Genomic DNA, 19,101 nt, shown 5'->3' with positions numbered 1-19,101 from the left:
TAACGAATCATTCTCTTCGAGAATTCCAAATGCAAATAAATTTGCATTTGCTCATGTAGCTTACAGCTACACGAGGATTCGTTATATCCCTAAATTCTCCATCTCAAAAGCAAGCTCGTTGCTGATGTAATCCTCTTCGTCGCTGTATTCGTTCCAATTATCCTTATTCCAAATTTCAATGCGGTTATTCACACCGATGGAAACAATGTCCTTTTTCAAGCCTGCGTATTCTCTCAGATGCGTCGGCACCATAATTCTTCCCTGATTATCCAACTCACATTCCACCGCGCCTGCAAAGAAAAAACGCACAAATTTACGCGCACCGGGGTTTGTCAGCGGAAGCTGCTTCAGCTTTTCCTCGAAAATCTTCCATTCCTCCTGCGGATAAGCAAACAGGCAGTTATCCAGCCCCTTTGTCACAACGAAACGCTCGCCAAGCCCCTCTCTGAACTTTGCCGGAACGATTAAACGCCCCTTTGCATCAATCGAGTGCTGATATTGCCCTAAGAACATTTCGCTGTCACCACCTTCCGCCACTTTCACACCTTCGCGGTAGCTTTCCACCACAAAAAACCACTTTGCGCCACTTTTAACCACATTGTAATATAGCCGCCACAAAAAAACAACCCCTTCCGCCCCATTTCTATTGATTTTTTCATTAAAAAAGCGCTTTCCTTCAAGCACTTTCCCCAAGAAAAAAAGAAGTTCTCCTCCACCTCCCACCAAAATACATTTTTTCCCATTCTCCCCTTCCTCCCCTGCATCCACAAAAGAAAGAAAAGCATAAAAAAAGAACCCGAAAAATGGGTTTTCGAGTTCTCCTGCTTGTATTTATTTATTTTTATAATATTCCATCATGGCTTTGAAGCCGGGCAACGCCCCTTCGATGGTCTCCGGCGCAACGCAGTACGCAATCCGCACATAGCCGGGACAGCCGAACCCACTGCCGGGTGTCAGCAAAATCCGATGCTCCTTGATTTTCTCCACAAATTCCAAATCGTTTTCCGTCGGCGTTTTCATAAACAGATAGAACGCCCCCTCCGGCTTCGGCATTTCATAGCCGTATGCCGTCAGCGCGTCATACAGGCGTTTTCTGTTTTTATCATAAAAGCTGATATCCACCGTTTCATCACAACATTTGGCACAAACCAGCTGCTGCAAGCCGGAGGCATTGATAAAGCCCGTAATGCGTGTTGCAACTGCAACAGCCGCAACGATATTCTCAAAATCCTCCACCTCACTGCGCAGTGCCAGATAGCCGATACGGTCGCCCGGCAGGGAAAGGGATTTCGAGAAGGAATAGGCTACGATTGTGTTTTTATAATCATTCGGAATCCAAGGCACGCTTGCCCCGTCAAACACCAATTCCCGATACGGCTCATCCGAAATCAGATAAATCGCATGCCCATATTCCTGCTCCTTTTTCGCCAGAACCGCAGCAATCGCCCGAATCGTCTCCTCATTATACACCACACCCGTTGGGTTGTTGGGGTTATCAATCAAAACGGCTCTCGTCTTTTCCGTCACGCATTTTTCCAATGCCGCAGGGTCGGGCTGAAAGGTGGGAATATTCGGCGGCACTGTCGTCAGCGTACAGCCTACGTTGTCCGCATATCTGTCATATTCCCCGAAATAGGGCGCAAAGGTCAGAATCTCCTGTCCGGGGTCCATCAGCACCTTCAGCAGGCAGTTCAAGCCCCCTGCCGCACCGGTACACATCATGATGTTGTTCGCATCAAAATGCTCCCCAAAGCGGCGGTTCAGGCTTGCGGCAATCTTCTCCCTTGCCTCCGGAAAGCCGTTATTCGGCATATAATGATGCAGATACCAAGGGTCGGTTTCCTGCAAAACGCGGATACTCGTTTCCCGAATACTGTCGGGCGCAGGCAGGTTGGGATTGCCCATCCCGAAGTCATACACGTTTTCCGCGCCGTATTTTTCCTTTAATCTTGCACTTTCTGTATACATGCTGCTCATGGCAGCGCTTCTCTCCAACAGCTTAGACATCTTTTCGGAAATCATTGGCTGTCACCTTCTTTCCTTTTTTCTTTTGTATTTTTTCCGCTTACACCTTGTTTTCCACAAGGAAAGCAATGGCATCCACATAGCCCTTGAGACCTCTGCCCATGATGGTTTTCACGCAAGCCTTCCCTGCATAGGAAATCTGGCGAAAATCCTCTCTTTCCTTCACATCGGAAATATGCACCTCCACCGCAGGCAGGCGAACTGCCTTCAGCGCGTCCAGAATGGCAACGCTCGTATGCGTATACGCCGCAGGGTTAATCACAATTCCCTCTGTGCCGTCAAAATATGCCTGCTGGATGCGGTCTACCAAATCCCCCTCATGGTTGGATTGGTAAATTTCGCCCTCCACGCCCTTTTCGGCAAAGGTTTTCTCCAGAAGTGCCTTCAAATCCTCGTAGGTCTCGGCACCGTAAATATTTTTTTCCCGAATCCCAAGCATATTGATATTCGGGCCGTTAATCACTAAAATCTTCATACGCTTACACCTCGGAGTAGCAGCCTAAGAAGGACAGGCTTTCTGCCGCCTGCTCAATATCCTTCAGCACCGTCATGGTTTCGGGAGAGAAAACAGAGCCGTCCAAATCGAAATAGAAACGGAATTCGAAATCCTTCCCCGGAATCGGGCGGCTTTCCAGCTTGCACAGGTTGATGCCGCGGCAGGCAAATTTCCCAATCATTTCATGCAGAGAACCGGGTCTGTGGTCCAGAGAAAGCATCAGACTGATACGGTTGGAGCCTGCATAAATTTCCATGTTCTTTGCAATGCAGATAAATCTGGTATAGTTGTTTTCGTTATTCTGCACGCCATCCTGCAAAACATGCAGTCCATACAGCTTCGCGCAGTCCGTGGAGGAAAGCGCCGCAAGGTCTGTTCTGCCGCTTTCCGCAACATATTTCGCTGCGGTTGCCGTATTTTCAAAAATCGTTACCTTGATGTTGGGGTTCGCCTTCAGAAAATTGCTGCACTGCTGCAATGCCTGTGTATGAGAAACAACCTCCTTCACATCCTCCAGCTTCACACCGGGCTTTGCCAGAAGCGCATGGCTGATGTGCAGCTTAATGCTCTTTACGATATAGAATTTATGGCGCACCATCAAATCATAAACCTCTGTTACAGAGCCTGCGGAGCTGTTTTCGATGGGCAGCACGCCATATCTGCATAGACCGGATTCCACCGCATTGAATACACTCTCGAAGTTGCTGAAATACATCTTGCTGGGCAATGCAAACAATCTGTCGCATGCTCTTGCCGCATAGGAGCCCTCCACGCCCTGACAGGCAACAACAGCCTTTCTGGGAAATTCCATGTGAGGGTCTGCAATGTTTTTCAGAATTTCTTCGGAAAGCGCTGTTTCCTTTGTCAGAAGCCCTGCCTGATAGCTCTTGCTGATATCGAAAATTGTCTGATACAGCTTATTGATATAAATTTCAAATTCCTCGCCGCCACGCTCCATTACCTTTTCCAGAACTGCCTGCTCTCTGCGTAAATCCAGAACGGGCAGATTCTTTTCCGCCTTTGCGCTGGCAACATCCGCAGAAGCCTTCATGCGCTCCACGAATAAATCTACAATCTGGTCATCAATCGCATTGATGCGTTCTCTCACTGCATTCAAATCCATTGTATTTTCCCACCTTTCTCACTGCTCCATCCTGCAAATCAGATCCAGAAGCGCAACCGCCGCTGCCGCCTCCACGCAAGGCACCGCACGCGGCACAATACAGGGATCATGTCTGCCTACAATGGCAAGTGTGTCGTTTTCTCCTTTGCTGATGCTGATGGTATCCTGCGTCTGCCCAATCGAGGGGGTCGGCTTAAATGCCGCACGCAGCACAAGGGGCATGCCGCTTGAAATGCCACCCAGAGAGCCGCCGTGATGGTTCGTTGTTGTCCGAACCGTACCATCCGCCTGATATGTGAAATTGTCATTATTTTCCGAACCAAACAGCGCCGCTACACCAAAGCCCTCGCCAAATTCCACGCCCTTTACGGCAGGAATGGCATAAATCGCCGCCGCCAGTCTGCTTTCCAGTCCGTCAAACATAGGCTCGCCCACGCCGACAGGCAGACCTACCACCGCACATTCAATCACACCGCCGACAGAATCGGCGTTTTCCTTTGCCGCCGCAATCGTCGCCTGCATTTCCTCCCCTGCCGCGTCATTCTGCACAGGGAAGACCTTTTCCGTGACAGCCTTCAAGGTATCTGCATCCACAGCCACCGCATCAAAGGGGGTATCCTGCACGCCCTTGATAGAAAGAATATGCGCACCGATATGGATGCCCCTTCTTTCCAAAATCTGCATGCAGACTGCGCCCGCAAAGCAAAGCGGTGCGGTCAGCCTGCCGGAGAAATGACCGCCGCCGCGATGGTCATTCGCTCCCTTATATTTCACCCACGCCGTAAAATCCGCATGCCCCGGTCTGGGCAAATCCTTCAATTTATCATAATCCTTCGAGCGTGTATTTGTGTTTTCAATCACGGCACAAATCGGTGCGCCGCAGGTTTTCCCTTCAAATAAGCCCGATACCACACGGGGCAGGTCTGCCTCCTTACGGGGTGTAGAATAGGCATTTCTGCCGGGAGCGCGGCGCTCCATGAATTTCCGCACCGCCTCTAAATCAATTTCCTCCCCCACAGGCAAGCCGTCAATCACCACGCCGATTGCCTCGGAATGAGACTGCCCGAAAATCATAATTTTTACTTTTTCTCCAAAACTAGAGGACATTTGTCACACCTCCCAGCTTCGCCAGCTCTATAAAGAAGGACGGATAAGATTTATTGACCGCCTCTGCACCCAGAATCGTCAGCTCTACGCCAAGGCTCACCGCCGCAATCGCCATTGCCATCACGATACGGTGATCATTATGGGAATCTATCACGATTTCCCCCTCAGGTGGATTACAGCCGCCTGTAATGATGATGCTGTCAGGTCTTTCCTCCACCTCCACGCCGATTTTCTGCATACATTCCGCCATCACAGCCAATCGGTCGCTTTCCTTCATCCGCAGTCTACCTGCGTTGTAAATTTCGGTTTTGCCCTCTGCCGCAGCCGCCGCTACACAAAGAATCGGCACCAAATCGGGAATTTGGGACGCATCAATACGGATGCCCTTCATTTCCTTATGGGTTGCCGTAATCTGGTTCAGCGCAACCTTCGTTTCCGCGCCAAATTCCTCCAAAAGAGCGGCAATCGCCCGATCCCCTTGGGGAGATTCCATATCCAGCCCCTGACAACCGATGCTGCCGCCAATCGCGCCTGCAACGAGCCAGAACGCCGCATTGCTCCAATCCCCCTCTGCATAGCGCATCCGCGGGCCATGGTATTTCTGCCCGCCGGGGATGCTCCAGCCGCTTTCGGCTTCCGTTACCGTAATCCCGAAGGTCTTCAGCGTTTTCAGCGTCATATCAATATAGCCCTTAGATTCGATTTTTGTTGTCAGGCGAATTTCGCTTTCGCCCTCCAATAACGGCAGCGCAAACAGCAGCCCTGTGATAAACTGGGAGCTGACATTCCCCGGCAGGGTATATACGCCGGCGGTTAGCTTGCCTTCCAATGTAACAGGAAGGTGGTCGCCGTCTGCCTTGCAGCCATGCCTTGCCATCTCATCCAGCAAAACGCCAATCGGGCGTTCGGGGAGTCTCCCCTTGCCTTCGAAGCGGCAATGCTTTCCCAATGCGCCCGCAATCGGGAGCAGAAAACGGAGGGTGGAACCGCTTTCGCCGCAGTCGAGGGTACAAAGCTGTCCATCTGCCTGTCCAATGCCCTGTCCATTTGCCTGTCCAATCCTGTCCACTGGACAGGGGAGTGGACACCCAATCGGCATCACATAAATGCCCGAGGGTTCGCGCTCAATTTCCGCACCAAGGCTTTGCAGACAGCGCGCCGTCGCTTCCATATCCTCAGACCAGCCATCCACGAACAGCACGCTTTCCTCCTCTGCCAATGCCGCCGCAATCAGCGAGCGGTGCCCATCGGATTTCGAGGAAATGATACGCACCTGCCCCTGTTTTAATGGAGTTTTCTCAATTTTTATATTCATATCATACCGCCTTTACGCCAATGCCGTTCTGACTAAATCCAACACTTCCTCCGTCGGGATTTTCACGATTTCGCAATGCCCGATTTTCGTCGGGAGGACAAAGCTGATTTCGCCGCCTCTGCGTTTTTTATCCTTTAATACACCTGCCGCAATTTCCTCCGCCGTATAGGAAGTGGAAGTAGGCAGGTTGTTGTGCAGAAGTGCCTGTCGGATGGTTTCCGCAAGCCCTTTTTCCGCAAGACCGCGCCGCTCCGCTACCTTCGCAATCAGATGCATCCCGATGGCTACAGCATGCCCATGCGAAAGGGTGAAATTGCTGTTCTTTTCAATGGAATGTCCCAAGGTATGCCCCAGATTCAGCAGCTGCCGCAGACCTGTATCGAATTCATCCTCATTGACGATATCCCGTTTCATTTTTACGCAGGTTTCAATGATTTCCTCCAGCTTTTCCCTAAAATCACCCGATGCCGTTTCCGCAAACAGCTTCGCATCCCCGATTACGCCGTATTTCAGCGTTTCGGCAATGCCGTCCGCGAAAATTTCTTCAGGCAGGGTATCTAAGGTATCCACATCGCAGAGCACCAGCTGCGGCTGATAAAACGCGCCTGCCATATTTTTGCCTGCCCTAAGGTCAATGGCTGTTTTGCCGCCGACAGAGGAATCCACCGCCGCCAGAAATGTGGTCGGCACCTGCACAAAGCGAATTCCTCTCTGATAAACCGCCGCCGCGAAGCCTGCCATATCACCTGCAACACCGCCGCCCAGCGCAATAATGATATCCTGTCGGGTGATTTCCTGCTCTGCCAGAAATTCCAGCATATCGCTCAATGTGCCGATATGCTTGGAGCCCTCCCCGGCAGGGTAGGAAAAGCGGCAGGTGGTGAACCCTGCCGCCGCTAAGGATTGCTCCGCCTGCTCCGCATAAAGCTTTTCTACTGTTGTATCTGTGATAACTGCCGCCTTGCAGGGGCGGATGCGTTTGGCAACCTCCGTCCCAAGCTGTGCAAGCAGTCCCCGTCCAATCAGAACCGCATATTCCGTAGACGCACTGACAATCACTTTTCTCATACTATTTTCACAACCTTAATCAAAGTCCTTGATTTCATCAATGGCGATACATTTTTCTCTGCCCTCTCTGAGCAGCTCACACAGGGTATCCGCATCCTTCGCCTTAATCGCGGTGCTGTATGCCTGCATGCGTGCTATCAGGCTGTCAATCTCATTGGCAAGGTTATCGCCGTTATCCAGAAACAGCTCCGTCCACATATTTTCATTCAAGCGCGCCACACGGGTCATGTCCTGAAAGCTGCCGCCGGAAAAGTCCTTGAAATTATCGGACAATGCACCCTTGACATACGCACTGGAAACCACATGTGCCAGCTGAGAGGTATATGCAATCATTGCATCATGCTCCTCTGTCGTGGTAAATTTCAATCTTGCGAAGCCCAGCTTTTTGAAAAACATGCTCAGTGCATTCATCAAACCGAGGTCTGTTCCCTTATACGGCGTTACAACCAAAGTTGCGCCGTTGAACATATCTGCTGTGGAATAGGTAAAGCCGGAGCGTTCCACGCCTGCCATAGGGTGCGCCCCCACGAAGGTAAAGCCGTTTTCTTCCGCTACCGCCTGCACCTGCTCGCAGACCACTCTTTTTACACCGGCGCAATCGACCACAACCGCGCCCTTCTTGAAATCCTTTGCGTGTGCCTTAATATACTCTATCGTCAGCTGAGGATACAGCCCCAGCAGAATCAAATCGCAATCCTTGGGGTTGCCGTCCTCCATAAAGCCATGCACCGCCTCCATCAGCAATGCACTGTAGCGAATGGTTTCGGAGACATCCCATCCAAGCACCGTATGCTCTGTTTTTTTCTTTACTGCCTTTGCCATAGAGCCGCCAATCAGCCCAAGACCAACTACGCCAACCTTCATATCATTCACCCTCTTTTCCTACCGCTTGATTAGTAATCGTATTTGCAGGCGAAGGGTCTCAGCTGGAATACCTGCTTTGCAACATCATCGAACTGATCGGGTGTCAGGGACTGCGGGCCGTCGCACAGTGCCTTTGCAGGGTTATTGTGTACCTCAATCATCAAGCCGTCTGCGCCCGCTACGGTTGCTGCCATTGCCATGGGCTTTACAAGATGTGCATAGCCCATTGCATGGCTGGGGTCAACCACGATAGGCAAATGGGTCAGCTTTTTCAAAACAGGAACGGCACTCAGGTCCAGTGTATTTCTTGTTCTGGTTTCAAAGGTACGAATCCCTCTTTCGCAAAGGATTACGTTTTCGTTGCCGCTTGCCATGATGTATTCTGCGCTCATCAGAAGCTCATCAATCGTATTTGCAAGACCTCTTTTCAGCAGGATAGGCTTGGACATCTTGCCGACCTCCTTCAGCAGCTCGAAGTTCTGCATATTTCTTGCGCCAACCTGCACAAGGTCAACGGATTCTTCAAACATGGGGATATGTACCGCATTCATGATTTCAGAAACGATAGGCAGACCTGTCAGCTGCTTTGCTTCTACCAGCAGCTTCAGACCATCGCCCTTCAGACCCTGGAATGCGTAAGGGGAGGTTCTGGGCTTGAATGCGCCGCCACGCAGCAGACCTGCACCTGCCGCTTTGACTCTTTCTGCGATTTCACAAACCTGTGCTTCGCTTTCAACGGAGCAAGGGCCTGCGATAATCTGGAAATTGCCGCCACCGATTTTTACGCCTGCAATATCAACTACCTGATCTGCATTATGGAATTTACGGTTTGCATTTTTGAAGGGCTCCTGAATACGCTGCACATTTTCAACGATATCCAACGCTCTGACCAGATCCATATCTACCACAGAGGTATCGCCAACCAGACCAACGATGGTATGATTCACACCACGGGAAATATGGGTGCTGATGCCCATGCTGCTAAGCCATACCTTCAGGTTTTCAATCTGTTCTTCCTTTGTGTCGGGTTTCAATACTACTACCATAATTTTCTCCTCCTTAAAAAATCCTTTTGTCTTGTTTTCTTTTGTTCCTGCTTCACAAGCTTTTTTGTGCTGCACGCTTTTCTCATATAAAAGAAAAAGCTTCGCAGCGAATTTCACTGCGAAGCTCCTATGCTTTCAATAAGAAAAAACCATCAAAACAAACCGTCTTTCCTTAACAGTAAAATTCACTTTGAATCTCTGAAAACACGGTAAAAGTAAAAGTATGCAGTTGCGAAAATCTGATTCTGTTTCATGATTTGCATCCTCTTTCTTTTTTTGCTTGGTGATTTAGTTTTAATCATACTAGCACATCGGTTAACGAAAGTAAACCCATTTCGGCAAAAAAATCAATTCTGTGAAAAAAGGCGAAAGGTTTTTGGAAAATGCGGAAATTTTCGTGTATTTCTTTCAATACAATAGTGGGTTGTAGTACATGGGAAACAGATAATATGAAAAAAGACCCTTGATTCCTCAAGGGTCTTACAAGCTGCTAACGGGATTCGAACCCGTGACCTCCGCCTTACCAAGGCGACGCTCTACCTACTGAGCCATAGCAGCAAAGGTTGATAAAAACTATCAGCCTGTCTATAGTATCATATTCCCTCCGCCTCGTCAAGATTTTTTTCTTCCAAAAAATGCTCTAATTTTTTCTTGACGCGCTGAAGGGCGTTATCAATGGATTTTTCGGGCTTATCCAGAACGCGGGCAATTTCAAAATAGCTTCTGCCCTGCAGATAAAGCACAAGCACTCTGGTTTCAAAGCTGCTGAGCTTTTTCATCATCTGGTGCTCAAGAAAGCTTTTATTTTCCTGCCCAATCAGGAGAACCTCCGGATTGAGCAAGGCACCACTCTGCAAAAGATCCATATAGGTCTGCTCGGATTCCTCCTCATAAACGGGCTTATTCAGAGAAACATAGGAATTGAGCGGCTGATGCTTCTGTCTGGTCGCTGCCTTAATCGCGGTAATCATCTGGCGATTCACGCAAAGCTCCGCAAAGCTGTGGAAGGATGCATTCTTTTCCTCATTATAATCACGCACTGCCTTATACAGCCCAATCATGCCCTCCTGAATGATATCCTCGTTATCCGCACCAATCAGGAAATAGGCTCTCGACTTTGCGCGCACCAAAAATTTATATTTATCCAACAAAAATTCCTGTGCCTCCTCATCGCCGCTCTGCGCCAGCAGTACCAGCTCCTCATCCCTTGTTGTCGCATATTTCTGTTCTCTTGTCATTTCTGCCATAAAAATTCTCCGTTGTTGTTTATTTTTTTCGACGCAATTCCTCAAACCATGCCAAGGCTTCCTCATCCAGATGGTCCGCCAGAATATTATTTTTCGGCGGTCTGTTCCGGATAAAGCGTTCACGCAGCTCCGTTTCGGCGGCAGTAACCTCGTTCCATAGCTCTCTCGCCGTCATACGAATCGCCCCCTGCCCATAAATAATCAGCTGCTCCAGACCGTCCCCCGTTGCCACGCGCACCTTATAATGCTTCGGCATGGAGGTTACGACACGCTCGATATAATGGTCGGCGGTTTCCGCTTCCTTGGTATAGACTACGAAAATATTGTTATATTCATAGACGGTACCGATATTCCCCTTGACCAGATAGCCATCGAACACCAGAATGACCGTTGCCTGCTTGGTGCCTTTATAATTCGAGAGGATATCCATCAGCCGCTGGCGGGCGCTTTCCAGACTGACATCCTCCACCAGCTCTCTCAATTCGCTCCAGGCGTGGATAATATTATAGCCATCCACAAGCAAAAATTCCTTTGCCAACAGATTCCCCTCCTTTCTCTCCGGGGGACGCTGTCCCCCGAACCCCCAGCCAAGGGAGTCACTCCCTTGGAACCCGATACCGCAGCACCAATACTTGGTGCTGCAAAATCAAGGCAAGCATACAATCCTCACAAGGGATATGGAACAACGTCATTAAATCATTATTTGCTGTAATTTCTCTGACGCACAACCTCATACATCAGCAGTGCTGCCGCAACAGAGGCATTTAAAGAAGAAATTTTTCCATACATCGGGATAGATGCGGTGAAATCGCAGTTTTCCTTCACCAATCTGCTGACACCCTCACCCTCACTGCCAATCACCAAACCGATAGGGCCTTTCAGATTGGTATCGAAATGGTCATTTTCGCCCATATCCGCGCAGGCAAACCAAAGACCCTCCTTCTTGAGCTGCTCCATGGTTTTCACGAGATTCGTCACCTTTGCCACAGGCATATATTCTATCGCGCCTGCGGAGGTTTTTCCGACTGTTGCATTCAGCCCGACGGAGCGACGCTTCGGGATAATCACACCATGCGCGCCGGCACATTCTGCCGTTCTGAGAATCGCGCCCAGATTATGCGGATCTGTGATGCCATCCAGAAGGATGATAAAGGGGTCTTCTCCCTTTGCTCTTGCCGCCGCAAGAATATCCTCCACCTCTACATAATCATGCGCGGAAACCAGCGCAATCACGCCCTGATGGTTCTTTGTCTGGGAAAGCTCGTCCAGCTTCTGGCGGCTTACCTCCTGAATGACAACGCCTTTTTCTGCCGCCTGTGCAACAATCCGCTTAATCGTGCCCTCCACGTTGCCCTTCTGCACCATAATCTTTTCGATATCTCTGCCGCTGCGCAGCACCTCCAGCACGGCATTTCTACCCTCCAGCTGATTTTCGTTCAATTCTCTTTCCCGTCTTTTTTCTCGTTCCAAAAACGCCCCTCCTCGCCTATATTTTACGGTTTCATCCATACAGCATAAAGCCGAGGGGACTTTCAGAGGCATTCCGCCCCTCCCTTCGGCTTTGTTTTTCAGTTACTTTTCCAATTTTTCTGCCATTCCCAGCTTAAACAGCTCTACAACTCTCTCTTTTTCTCCCTTGAGATAAAGGTAGCCGAACAGCGCTTCCAAGCCTGTCGCATGGCGATAATCCATCAAATCGGCATTTTTCGGCACAGTGAAGGATTTTGCATTGCGCCCCCTGCGGAACACATCCGCCTCCTCCTCTGTCAGGATATCCTGAATCCGATAATACATTTCTGCCTGCGCCTTTGCATTGACAATGGCTCTTGCTTTTTTATGCAGCTTATTCACAGGGGCATTGCCGTCCGTCAAAACAGTCAGCCGCACCAAAACCTCAAATACCGCATCCCCGATATGTGCAAGTGCAAGGGAATTATATTCTCTTGGGTTCAGTATGCTCCGTCCGCCTAAAACCACATCCAGTTCTTCTAAATTCATAGCTTAGCCTCTGAACCACTGTACGCCCTGACGGGTATCCTTAATGGTAATGCCCATCGCTGCCAGCTCATCTCTGATGGCATCCGCCTTTGCGAAATCCTTCGCCTTCTTTGCTTCGGTTCTTTCGGCAATCAGTGCTTCAATCTTTGCAACATCCTCATCGGATACTTCTTCCTCTGCCACTTCGGCAACGCCCAGAACACCGCACAGGTGATCCAGCATATCCTGAATTTTTTCTGCAAATTCCTTGGATGCGCCTGCCTTGATTTCTGTATTGGAGAAACGCACCAGCTCATAGATTGCGGAAACGGCATCTGCTGTATTGAAGTCATCATCCATCGCTGCTTCAAACTGCTCCTTATAGCCGTTCAGTTCTGCTTCCTTTGCAGCTTCCTCCGCTGTCATTTTGGTATCTGCTACATTCTTGATATAGAAATTCAGTTCTTTTCTTGCATTTTTGATTCTTTCCAGACCGTTCTGGCAAGCCTTCATCAGTTCATCACTGAAGTTGATGGGGCTTCTGTAGTGACCGTTCAGAATGAAGAAACGGATAACCTCATAAGGGAAGTGCTTTGCAATATCTCTTACGGTGAAGAAGTTGCCCAGAGATTTGGACATTTTTTCATTATCAACAGTGATAAAGCCGTTATGCAGCCAATATCTTGCGAAGGTGCAGCCGTTTGCTGCTTCGGACTGTGCGATTTCGTTTTCATGGTGAGGGAAAATCAAATCCTCGCCGCCTGCATGGATATCAAAGGTATCCCCCAAATAATGCTTGGACATAACGGAGCATTCAATGTGCCAACCGGGTCTGCCTTCGCCCCAAGGGGATGTCCAGCTGGGTTCGCCCTCCTTTTTGGGCTTCCACAGAACGAAGTCTGTCGGATTTTTCTTTGCATCATCAATCGCAACACGCTCAGATGCGCCCGCAATCAGCTCATCCAGATTTTTTCTGGAAAGCTTGCCATATTCCGGGAATTTCTTTGTATCATAATATACTGTGCCATGGTCCTCATACGCAAAGCCCTTATCAATCAGGGTCTGCACCATTGCGATAATGCCGTCCATTTCCTCTGTTACGCGAGGGTGTACGGTTGCTCTTTTTACATTCAAACCATCTGCATCGCGGAATGCTTCTTCAATGTATTTATTAGAGATTTCCGCCATGGTTTTGCCTTCCTTATTGGCTCTGTTGATGATTTTGTCATCAACGTCCGTGAAGTTCTGCACATAGGTCACTTCGTAGCCCTTATATTCCAGATAGCGTCTTACCGTATCAAAAACAACGTAGGGTCTTGCGTTGCCGATATGGATATAATCGTACACGGTGGGGCCGCAAACGTACATTTTTACCTTGCCTTCCTCCATTGGTACGAATTCTTCCTTCTGTCTTGTCATGGTATTATATAATTTCATGGGAATTCACCTTTCCTTCTTCCTAATCTATCAAAATAGTATAACACAAAAATCCGATTTTTGCTGTATTTTTCTTTCCTTTTTCCGGAAAAACATGCCTTTTCTGCGAATCAGATTGCTCTTCTCTTTATATGGCCTGTCAGCTGTTCGGGGGCAACCGGCGGAATCCGCACGCCGTCCTTGCGCACAATCATAACAGGAGAGCCGACAGCAGTTACATTGGGAGGCAAATCCTGTGTTACCACAGAGCCTGCACCAATCTTTGTATTCGCGCCGATGGTAACGGGGCCAAGCACAATCGTACCTGCGCCAATCATAACATTATCCTCAACGGTCGGGTGGCGTTTGTTTTTCTGCTTACCGGTGCCGCCCAGCGTTACCCCGTGGTACAGCATAACATTATCCCCGATTTCTGCGGTTTCCCCGATAACAATGCCTGCGCCGTGGTCAATAAAGAAGCGCTTGCCGATGGTTGCGCCGGGGTGAATCTCAATCCCTGTCAGAAAACGGGACAGCTGTGACACAAAGCGTGCAGGCACCAGCAGACCCTTTTTATACAGGCTGTGCGCAATGCGATGGTTTACCACTGCCCAGAAGCTGGGGTAAAGCAATACCTCAATCGCACTTTTAAACGCAGGGTCTTTTTCTTTTATCACTGCAACAGATTCTTTCCAAAATTTCTTCAACATATCAAAATTCCTCCTAAAACGATATCAATAGTGTGCTTTTATCAGAACGCCCTGCTGCTTACACAGAGGGCTTGCTACACACTTCCGTCCGTCTCAGTCTTTCGATAAATTGCATGCACAGGCAGCCAATCGACCCCCGATTTTTATTTTTTCCCTTCTGATTCTTCCAAGAAGCCATCTGGCTCACCTCCCTTTGGAATGGTCTGTGTCGACCTTCTGTCGTTTTTTTAATAACCGTTTTTTTGTAATAAAAAACGCCCTTGCAAAAATATGCAAAGACGAAAAATATCGCGGTTCCACTTTACTTAGACGGCATCTAAAAATACCATCTCACCTCAATGACTGTAACGGTGTCAACGGATACAGGCTACTCTCGGTTCGCCCGTTCAGTTCAGGAACGCACTTCATCCTCCCCCAGTCTGTAAACGGCTTACACCCAATGTATTTTAAGGTAGTGACAATCAAATTTATGCCAAAGCATAAACTCAAATCTCACCGCCTTTCACCAAGGCCGTTATTCTCTGTCAGGTGGATTGGAAAATCACCATTTCCCAAGAGGATTACTCTTTTCCATCATCACTTTTTCTTGTTTTGATATTCTTATTTTTCCTCCAGCAGACAAACTGCCGAAGCTGCGATGCCCAAGCCTGTACCGGTAAACCCAAGCCCCTCCTCTGTTGTTGCTTTGACGTTAATCTGCTTCAAATCAATCCGAAGGGTTTCTGCAATATTTTTCCGCATTTGTTCGATATGCGATGCCATTTTGGGCCTTTGTGCAATAATTGTCGCATCGATATTTATTATACAATATCCTTCTGCCAAAATCAACCCCAAAACGTGGGATAATAATTTTCTGCTGTCTGCGCCTTTATACTGTGGGTCGTTATCAGGAAAATGCCTGCCGATATCGCCCAGAGCAGCCGCCCCCAGAAGCGCATCTGCAATGGCATGCAGCAGTACATCCGCATCGGAATGTCCCAAGAGTCCCTTTTCATAGGGGATTTTCACGCCGCCAATGATACAATCTCTGCCTTCTGCTAATTTATGCACATCATAACCGGAGCCGATTCTCATGCTTTTCTCCTTTCAATATATGCCGGAGGGAGAATAAATTCCCCATTCGGACTACCAACCGAACCGTGTTTTTATCTTTGTTTTTCCAATATAGCCCGATTTTTTCCTTCTGTCAACCACCTATTGCTTTGAATTTTTCACACTGACTCAAGCGCATAAAAAAAGAGAGCCTTTTCAGACTCTCGAAGCTAGGGTAGCAGGATTCGAACCTGCGAATGACGGAATCAGAATCCGTTGCCTTACCACTTGGCGATACCCCAGTATAGTAGCGGAGAAGGGATTTGAACCCCTGACACTGCGGGTATGAACCGCATGCTCTAGCCAACTGAGCTACTCCGCCATAAGAAAGTGGAAGTTACAGGGCTCGAACCTGTGACCCTCTGCTTGTAAGGCAGATGCTCTCCCAGCTGAGCTAAACTTCCACAAAACGACTCAGAAGGGGCTCGAACCCTCGACCTCCGGCGTGACAGGCCGGCGCTCTAACCAACTGAGCTACTGAGCCATATGCAATTAAGAATAAGTGGGTCTTCAGGGACTTGAACCCGGGACCGTCCGGTTATGAGCCGGATGCTCTAACCAACTGAGCTAAAGACCCAAAGAAACCACTAATAAAAAAAGTAAGCCGATGATCGGACTCGAACCGATAACCTGCTGATTACAAGTCAGCTGCTCTGCCAATTGAGCCACATCGGCTTATTGAATTCCGGCGACCATCTACTCTCCCAGGCAGCTGCCCACCAAGTACCATCGACCGCCTAGGTCTTAACCGTCGTGTTCGGAATGGGAACGGGTGTGTCCCCTAGGCGCATCGTCACCGGAAATATCATGATCCGTGCGGGATTCGAACCCGCGTTACCGCCGTGAAAGGGCGGTGTCTTAACCCCTTGACCAACGGACCATAGAAAACTCCCCGAGCGGGACTCGAACCTGCAACCCTCCGGTTAACAGCCGGATGCTCTGCCATTGAGCTATCGAGGATTATTATACTTCCCTTTATTCTCTTTCTTACACCTTCAAAACTGAATACCAGTGAAAGCTTTTTTAGTTTATCATCAATCGTCTTCTTTGTCAACCTTCTTTTTTTGGTCAAGCCCTCGATCTATTAGTATTGGTCAGCTGAACATGTTACCATGCTTACACCTCCAACCTATCAACCTCATTATCTTTAAGGGATCTTACTTCCGAAGAATGGGAAATCTTATCTTGAGGGCGGCTTCACGCTTAGATGCCTTCAGCGTTTATCCGTTCCATACATAGCTACCCGGCTGTGCAGTTGGTCTGCAACCGGTACACCAGAGGTACGTCCATCCCGGTCCTCTCGTACTAAGGACAGCTCCTCTCAAATTTCCTGCGCCCACAACGGATAGGGACCGAACTGTCTCACGACGTTCTGAACCCAGCTCGCGTACCGCTTTAATGGGCGAACAGCCCAACCCTTGGGACCTACTTCAGCCCCAGGATGCGATGAGCCGACATCGAGGTGCCAAACCTCCCCGTCGATGTGAACTCTTGGGGGAGATAAGCCTGTTATCCCCAGGGTAGCTTTTATCCGTTGAGCGATGGCATTCCCACTTATTACCACCGGATCACTAAGTCCTACTTTCGTACCTGCTCGAGCCGTCGCTCTCGCAGTCAAGCCACCTTTTGCCTTTACACTCTTTGAATGGTTTCCAATCATTCTGAGGTGACCTTCGAGCGCCTCCGTTACCTTTTAGGAGGCGACCGCCCCAGTCAAACTGCCCGCCTGACATTGTCCCTCACCCGGATTACGGATGCAGGTTAGAAATTCAATGACATAAGAGTGGTATCCCACCGGCGGCTCCACGAAAACTAGCGTTCTCGCTTCTTAGCCTCCCACCTATCCTGTACATATATCATCGAATCCCAGTATCAGGCTGCAGTAAAGCTCCATGGGGTCTTTCCGTCCTGTTGCGGGTAACCAGTATCTTCACTGGTTCTTCAATTTCACCGGGCGTGTTGTCGAGACAGTGCACAAATCATTACGCCTTTCGTGCGGGTCAGAACTTACCTGACAAGGAATTTCGCTACCTTAGGACCGTTATAGTTACGGCCGCCGTTTACTGGGGCTTGAATTCAAAGCTTCGCTTGCGCTGACCTCTCCTTTTAACCTTCCAGCACCGGGCAGGCGTCAGCCCATATACTTCACCTTACGGTTTCGCATAGACCTATGTTTTTGCTAAACAGTTGCTTGTGCCTCTTTTCTGCGGCCTCTTGCGAGGCTCCCCTTATCCCGAAGTTACGGGGTCATTTTGCCGAGTTCCTTAACAACACTTCTCCCGTCGGCCTGTGGATTTTCTCCTCATCTACCTGTGTCGGTTTACGGTACGGGTACACATAACGCAATAGCGGCTTTTCTCGGCAGTGTGGATTCGGAAACTTCCTTACTTTTTTTCAGTCCTCATCACGTTTCACTTACAGGAGACGGATTTGCCTATCTCCCACAGCTTTACGCTTGACCGGGTCTTTCCATTCCCCGGTTTCCCTATCCTCCTGCGTCCCCACAGTTCTGATTATGTGTAGTACAGGAATATCAACCTGTTATCCATCGACTACGACTTTCGTCCTCGCCTTAGGCCCCGACTAACCCTGGGAAGATTAGCTTTACCCAGGAATCCTTAGATATTCGGCCTACATGTTTCTCACATGTATCTCGCTACTCATTCCGGCATTCTCTCTCCTGTTTCGTCCACCATCGCTCTCACTTTGGCTTCGTCCTTGCAGGATGCTCCTCTACCACTCCTTACTTTGTAAGGAATCCGTAGCTTCGGTGTCGTGTTTTAGCCCCGTTACATTTTCGGCGCAGGTTTTCTCGACTAGTGAGCTATTACGCACTCTTTAAATGTATGGCTGCTTCTAAGCCAACATCCTAGTTGTCTATGAAATCCCACATCCTTTTCCACTTAACACGTACTTTGGGACCTTAGCTGTCGGTCTGGGCTCTTTCCCTTTTGTCCACGCGACTTATCTCACGCAGACTGACTCCCGAGGGTATCTTGACGGCATTCTTAGTTTGATATGAGTTGGTAACCTTTTTGGGCCCCGCGTCAGTTCAGTGCTTTACCTCCGTTAGACTCCAGCTCGAGGCTAGCCCTAAAGCTATTTCGAGGAGAACCAGCTATCTCCGAGTTCGATTGGAATTTCTCCGCTATCCACACCTCATCACCACGTTTTTCAACACATGTGTGTTCGGTCCTCCAAAACCTTTTACGGTTCCTTCAACCTGGACATGGATAGGTCACCCGGTTTCGGGTCTACTAATACCAACTCTACGCCCTATTCAGACTTGGTTTCCCTTCGGCTCCGATGCTTCTGACATCTTAACCTCGCTGGCATTAGTAACTCGCCGGACCGTTCTACAAAAAGTACGCCATCAGCCCGTAGGCCTTTGACTGTTTGTAAGCACAAGGTTTCAGGTTCTCTTTCACTCCCCTCCCGGGGTCCTTTTCACCTTTCCTTCACAGTACTGCTTCACTATCGGTCACTAGGGAGTATTTAGGCTTGGGGGGTGGTCCCCCGGCTTCCCACAAGGTTTCTCGTGTCTCGTGGTACTCTGGATCCTGCTCGCTGCTTCAAGATTTCGTCTACCGGGCTTTCACCGTCTACGCTGGCTTT

General features: G+C 49.1%; 17 protein-coding genes, 9 tRNA genes and 2 rRNA genes. All 28 read right to left on the bottom strand.

Going from position 1 to position 19,101, the window contains the following annotated elements; translation table 11 throughout:
- Positions 1-81 precede the first annotated feature (81 nt).
- Positions 82-513: a division/cell wall cluster transcriptional repressor MraZ gene (mraZ, locus tag EJE48_RS08820; protein WP_118582943.1), complete on the bottom strand. Its 432-nt coding sequence runs from the start codon at positions 511-513 to the stop codon at positions 82-84.
- A 26-nt stretch (positions 514-539) separates the two neighbouring features.
- Positions 540-743, bottom strand: a complete 204-nt coding sequence (locus tag EJE48_RS08815) for a hypothetical protein (protein ID WP_124984511.1) — start codon at positions 741-743, stop codon at positions 540-542.
- A gap of 88 nt (positions 744-831) precedes the next feature.
- Entirely contained in the window at positions 832-2,022 is a 1,191-nt protein-coding gene (locus EJE48_RS08810) for a pyridoxal phosphate-dependent aminotransferase (RefSeq protein WP_118582904.1), read from the bottom strand.
- Positions 2,023-2,065: 43 nt separating this feature from the next.
- Positions 2,066-2,500 carry a type II 3-dehydroquinate dehydratase gene (aroQ, locus tag EJE48_RS08805; RefSeq protein ID WP_118582901.1) on the bottom strand — a complete coding sequence of 145 codons (435 nt, stop codon included), beginning with the start codon at positions 2,498-2,500 and terminating at the stop codon, positions 2,066-2,068.
- A gap of 4 nt (positions 2,501-2,504) precedes the next feature.
- Positions 2,505-3,644 carry a bifunctional chorismate mutase/prephenate dehydratase gene (locus EJE48_RS08800; protein WP_016408199.1) on the bottom strand — a complete coding sequence of 380 codons (1,140 nt, stop codon included), beginning with the start codon at positions 3,642-3,644 and terminating at the stop codon, positions 2,505-2,507.
- Positions 3,645-3,662: 18 nt separating this feature from the next.
- Positions 3,663-4,751 (bottom strand): chorismate synthase, encoded by a 1,089-nt coding sequence (gene aroC / locus EJE48_RS08795; protein ID WP_118582898.1) that lies wholly within the window; start codon positions 4,749-4,751, stop codon positions 3,663-3,665.
- A complete protein-coding gene (gene aroA, locus EJE48_RS08790) occupies positions 4,741-6,066 on the bottom strand; it encodes a 3-phosphoshikimate 1-carboxyvinyltransferase (protein WP_118582895.1) in 1,326 nt (441 codons plus the stop codon). The genes aroC and aroA overlap by 11 nt, the downstream gene beginning before the upstream one ends.
- 12 nt (positions 6,067-6,078) lie before the next feature.
- Complete coding sequence (gene aroB / locus EJE48_RS08785; protein WP_118582892.1) at positions 6,079-7,134, bottom strand: 3-dehydroquinate synthase; 1,056 nt, start codon at positions 7,132-7,134, stop codon at positions 6,079-6,081.
- A gap of 15 nt (positions 7,135-7,149) precedes the next feature.
- A complete protein-coding gene (locus tag EJE48_RS08780) occupies positions 7,150-7,998 on the bottom strand; it encodes a prephenate dehydrogenase (protein ID WP_016408203.1) in 849 nt (282 codons plus the stop codon).
- Positions 7,999-8,027: 29 nt separating this feature from the next.
- Positions 8,028-9,044: a 3-deoxy-7-phosphoheptulonate synthase gene (gene aroF, locus EJE48_RS08775; protein ID WP_118582940.1), complete on the bottom strand. Its 1,017-nt coding sequence runs from the start codon at positions 9,042-9,044 to the stop codon at positions 8,028-8,030.
- Between the two features lie 485 nt (positions 9,045-9,529).
- A tRNA-Thr gene (locus EJE48_RS08770) sits at positions 9,530-9,602 on the bottom strand.
- 35 nt (positions 9,603-9,637) lie between these two features.
- On the bottom strand, positions 9,638-10,291 hold the full coding sequence (gene sigH / locus EJE48_RS08765; RefSeq protein WP_016406586.1) for an RNA polymerase sporulation sigma factor SigH: 654 nt from the start codon (positions 10,289-10,291) through the stop codon (positions 9,638-9,640).
- 19 nt (positions 10,292-10,310) lie between these two features.
- Positions 10,311-10,829, bottom strand: a complete 519-nt coding sequence (locus EJE48_RS08760) for an NYN domain-containing protein (RefSeq protein ID WP_016406585.1) — start codon at positions 10,827-10,829, stop codon at positions 10,311-10,313.
- 161 nt (positions 10,830-10,990) lie between these two features.
- On the bottom strand, positions 10,991-11,761 hold the full coding sequence (gene rlmB / locus EJE48_RS08755; RefSeq protein ID WP_243108010.1) for a 23S rRNA (guanosine(2251)-2'-O)-methyltransferase RlmB: 771 nt from the start codon (positions 11,759-11,761) through the stop codon (positions 10,991-10,993).
- Between the two features lie 102 nt (positions 11,762-11,863).
- Positions 11,864-12,289: a Mini-ribonuclease 3 gene (locus EJE48_RS08750; protein ID WP_016406583.1), complete on the bottom strand. Its 426-nt coding sequence runs from the start codon at positions 12,287-12,289 to the stop codon at positions 11,864-11,866.
- A gap of 3 nt (positions 12,290-12,292) precedes the next feature.
- Entirely contained in the window at positions 12,293-13,705 is a 1,413-nt protein-coding gene (cysS, locus tag EJE48_RS08745) for a cysteine--tRNA ligase (protein ID WP_124984510.1), read from the bottom strand.
- Positions 13,706-13,815: 110 nt separating this feature from the next.
- A complete protein-coding gene (gene epsC / locus EJE48_RS08740) occupies positions 13,816-14,394 on the bottom strand; it encodes a serine O-acetyltransferase EpsC (RefSeq protein ID WP_170158622.1) in 579 nt (192 codons plus the stop codon).
- Positions 14,395-14,994: 600 nt separating this feature from the next.
- Positions 14,995-15,468, bottom strand: a complete 474-nt coding sequence (gene ispF / locus EJE48_RS08735) for a 2-C-methyl-D-erythritol 2,4-cyclodiphosphate synthase (RefSeq protein ID WP_124984509.1) — start codon at positions 15,466-15,468, stop codon at positions 14,995-14,997.
- Positions 15,469-15,656: 188 nt separating this feature from the next.
- Positions 15,657-15,728, bottom strand: a tRNA-Gln gene (locus EJE48_RS08730).
- 6 nt (positions 15,729-15,734) lie between these two features.
- A tRNA-Met gene (locus EJE48_RS08725) sits at positions 15,735-15,808 on the bottom strand.
- Positions 15,809-15,817: 9 nt separating this feature from the next.
- Positions 15,818-15,890: transfer RNA gene (locus EJE48_RS08720), tRNA-Val, on the bottom strand.
- Between the two features lie 6 nt (positions 15,891-15,896).
- Positions 15,897-15,970: transfer RNA gene (locus tag EJE48_RS08715), tRNA-Asp, on the bottom strand.
- A 19-nt stretch (positions 15,971-15,989) separates the two neighbouring features.
- A tRNA-Ile gene (locus tag EJE48_RS08710) sits at positions 15,990-16,063 on the bottom strand.
- 25 nt (positions 16,064-16,088) lie between these two features.
- A tRNA-Thr gene (locus EJE48_RS08705) sits at positions 16,089-16,161 on the bottom strand.
- An 8-nt stretch (positions 16,162-16,169) separates the two neighbouring features.
- Positions 16,170-16,287 (bottom strand): 5S ribosomal RNA (rrf, locus tag EJE48_RS08700).
- Between the two features lie 7 nt (positions 16,288-16,294).
- Positions 16,295-16,366 (bottom strand) — tRNA-Glu (locus EJE48_RS08695).
- A gap of 8 nt (positions 16,367-16,374) precedes the next feature.
- Positions 16,375-16,446: transfer RNA gene (locus EJE48_RS08690), tRNA-Asn, on the bottom strand.
- A gap of 104 nt (positions 16,447-16,550) precedes the next feature.
- Positions 16,551-19,101: ribosomal RNA gene (locus EJE48_RS08685) — 23S ribosomal RNA — on the bottom strand; the annotation flags it as partial.

This window comes from Anaerotignum faecicola (assembly GCF_003865035.1).
GTDB lineage: Bacteria > Bacillota > Clostridia > Lachnospirales > Anaerotignaceae > Anaerotignum_A > Anaerotignum_A faecicola.
This window is presented reverse-complemented; position numbering and strand designations above follow the sequence as displayed.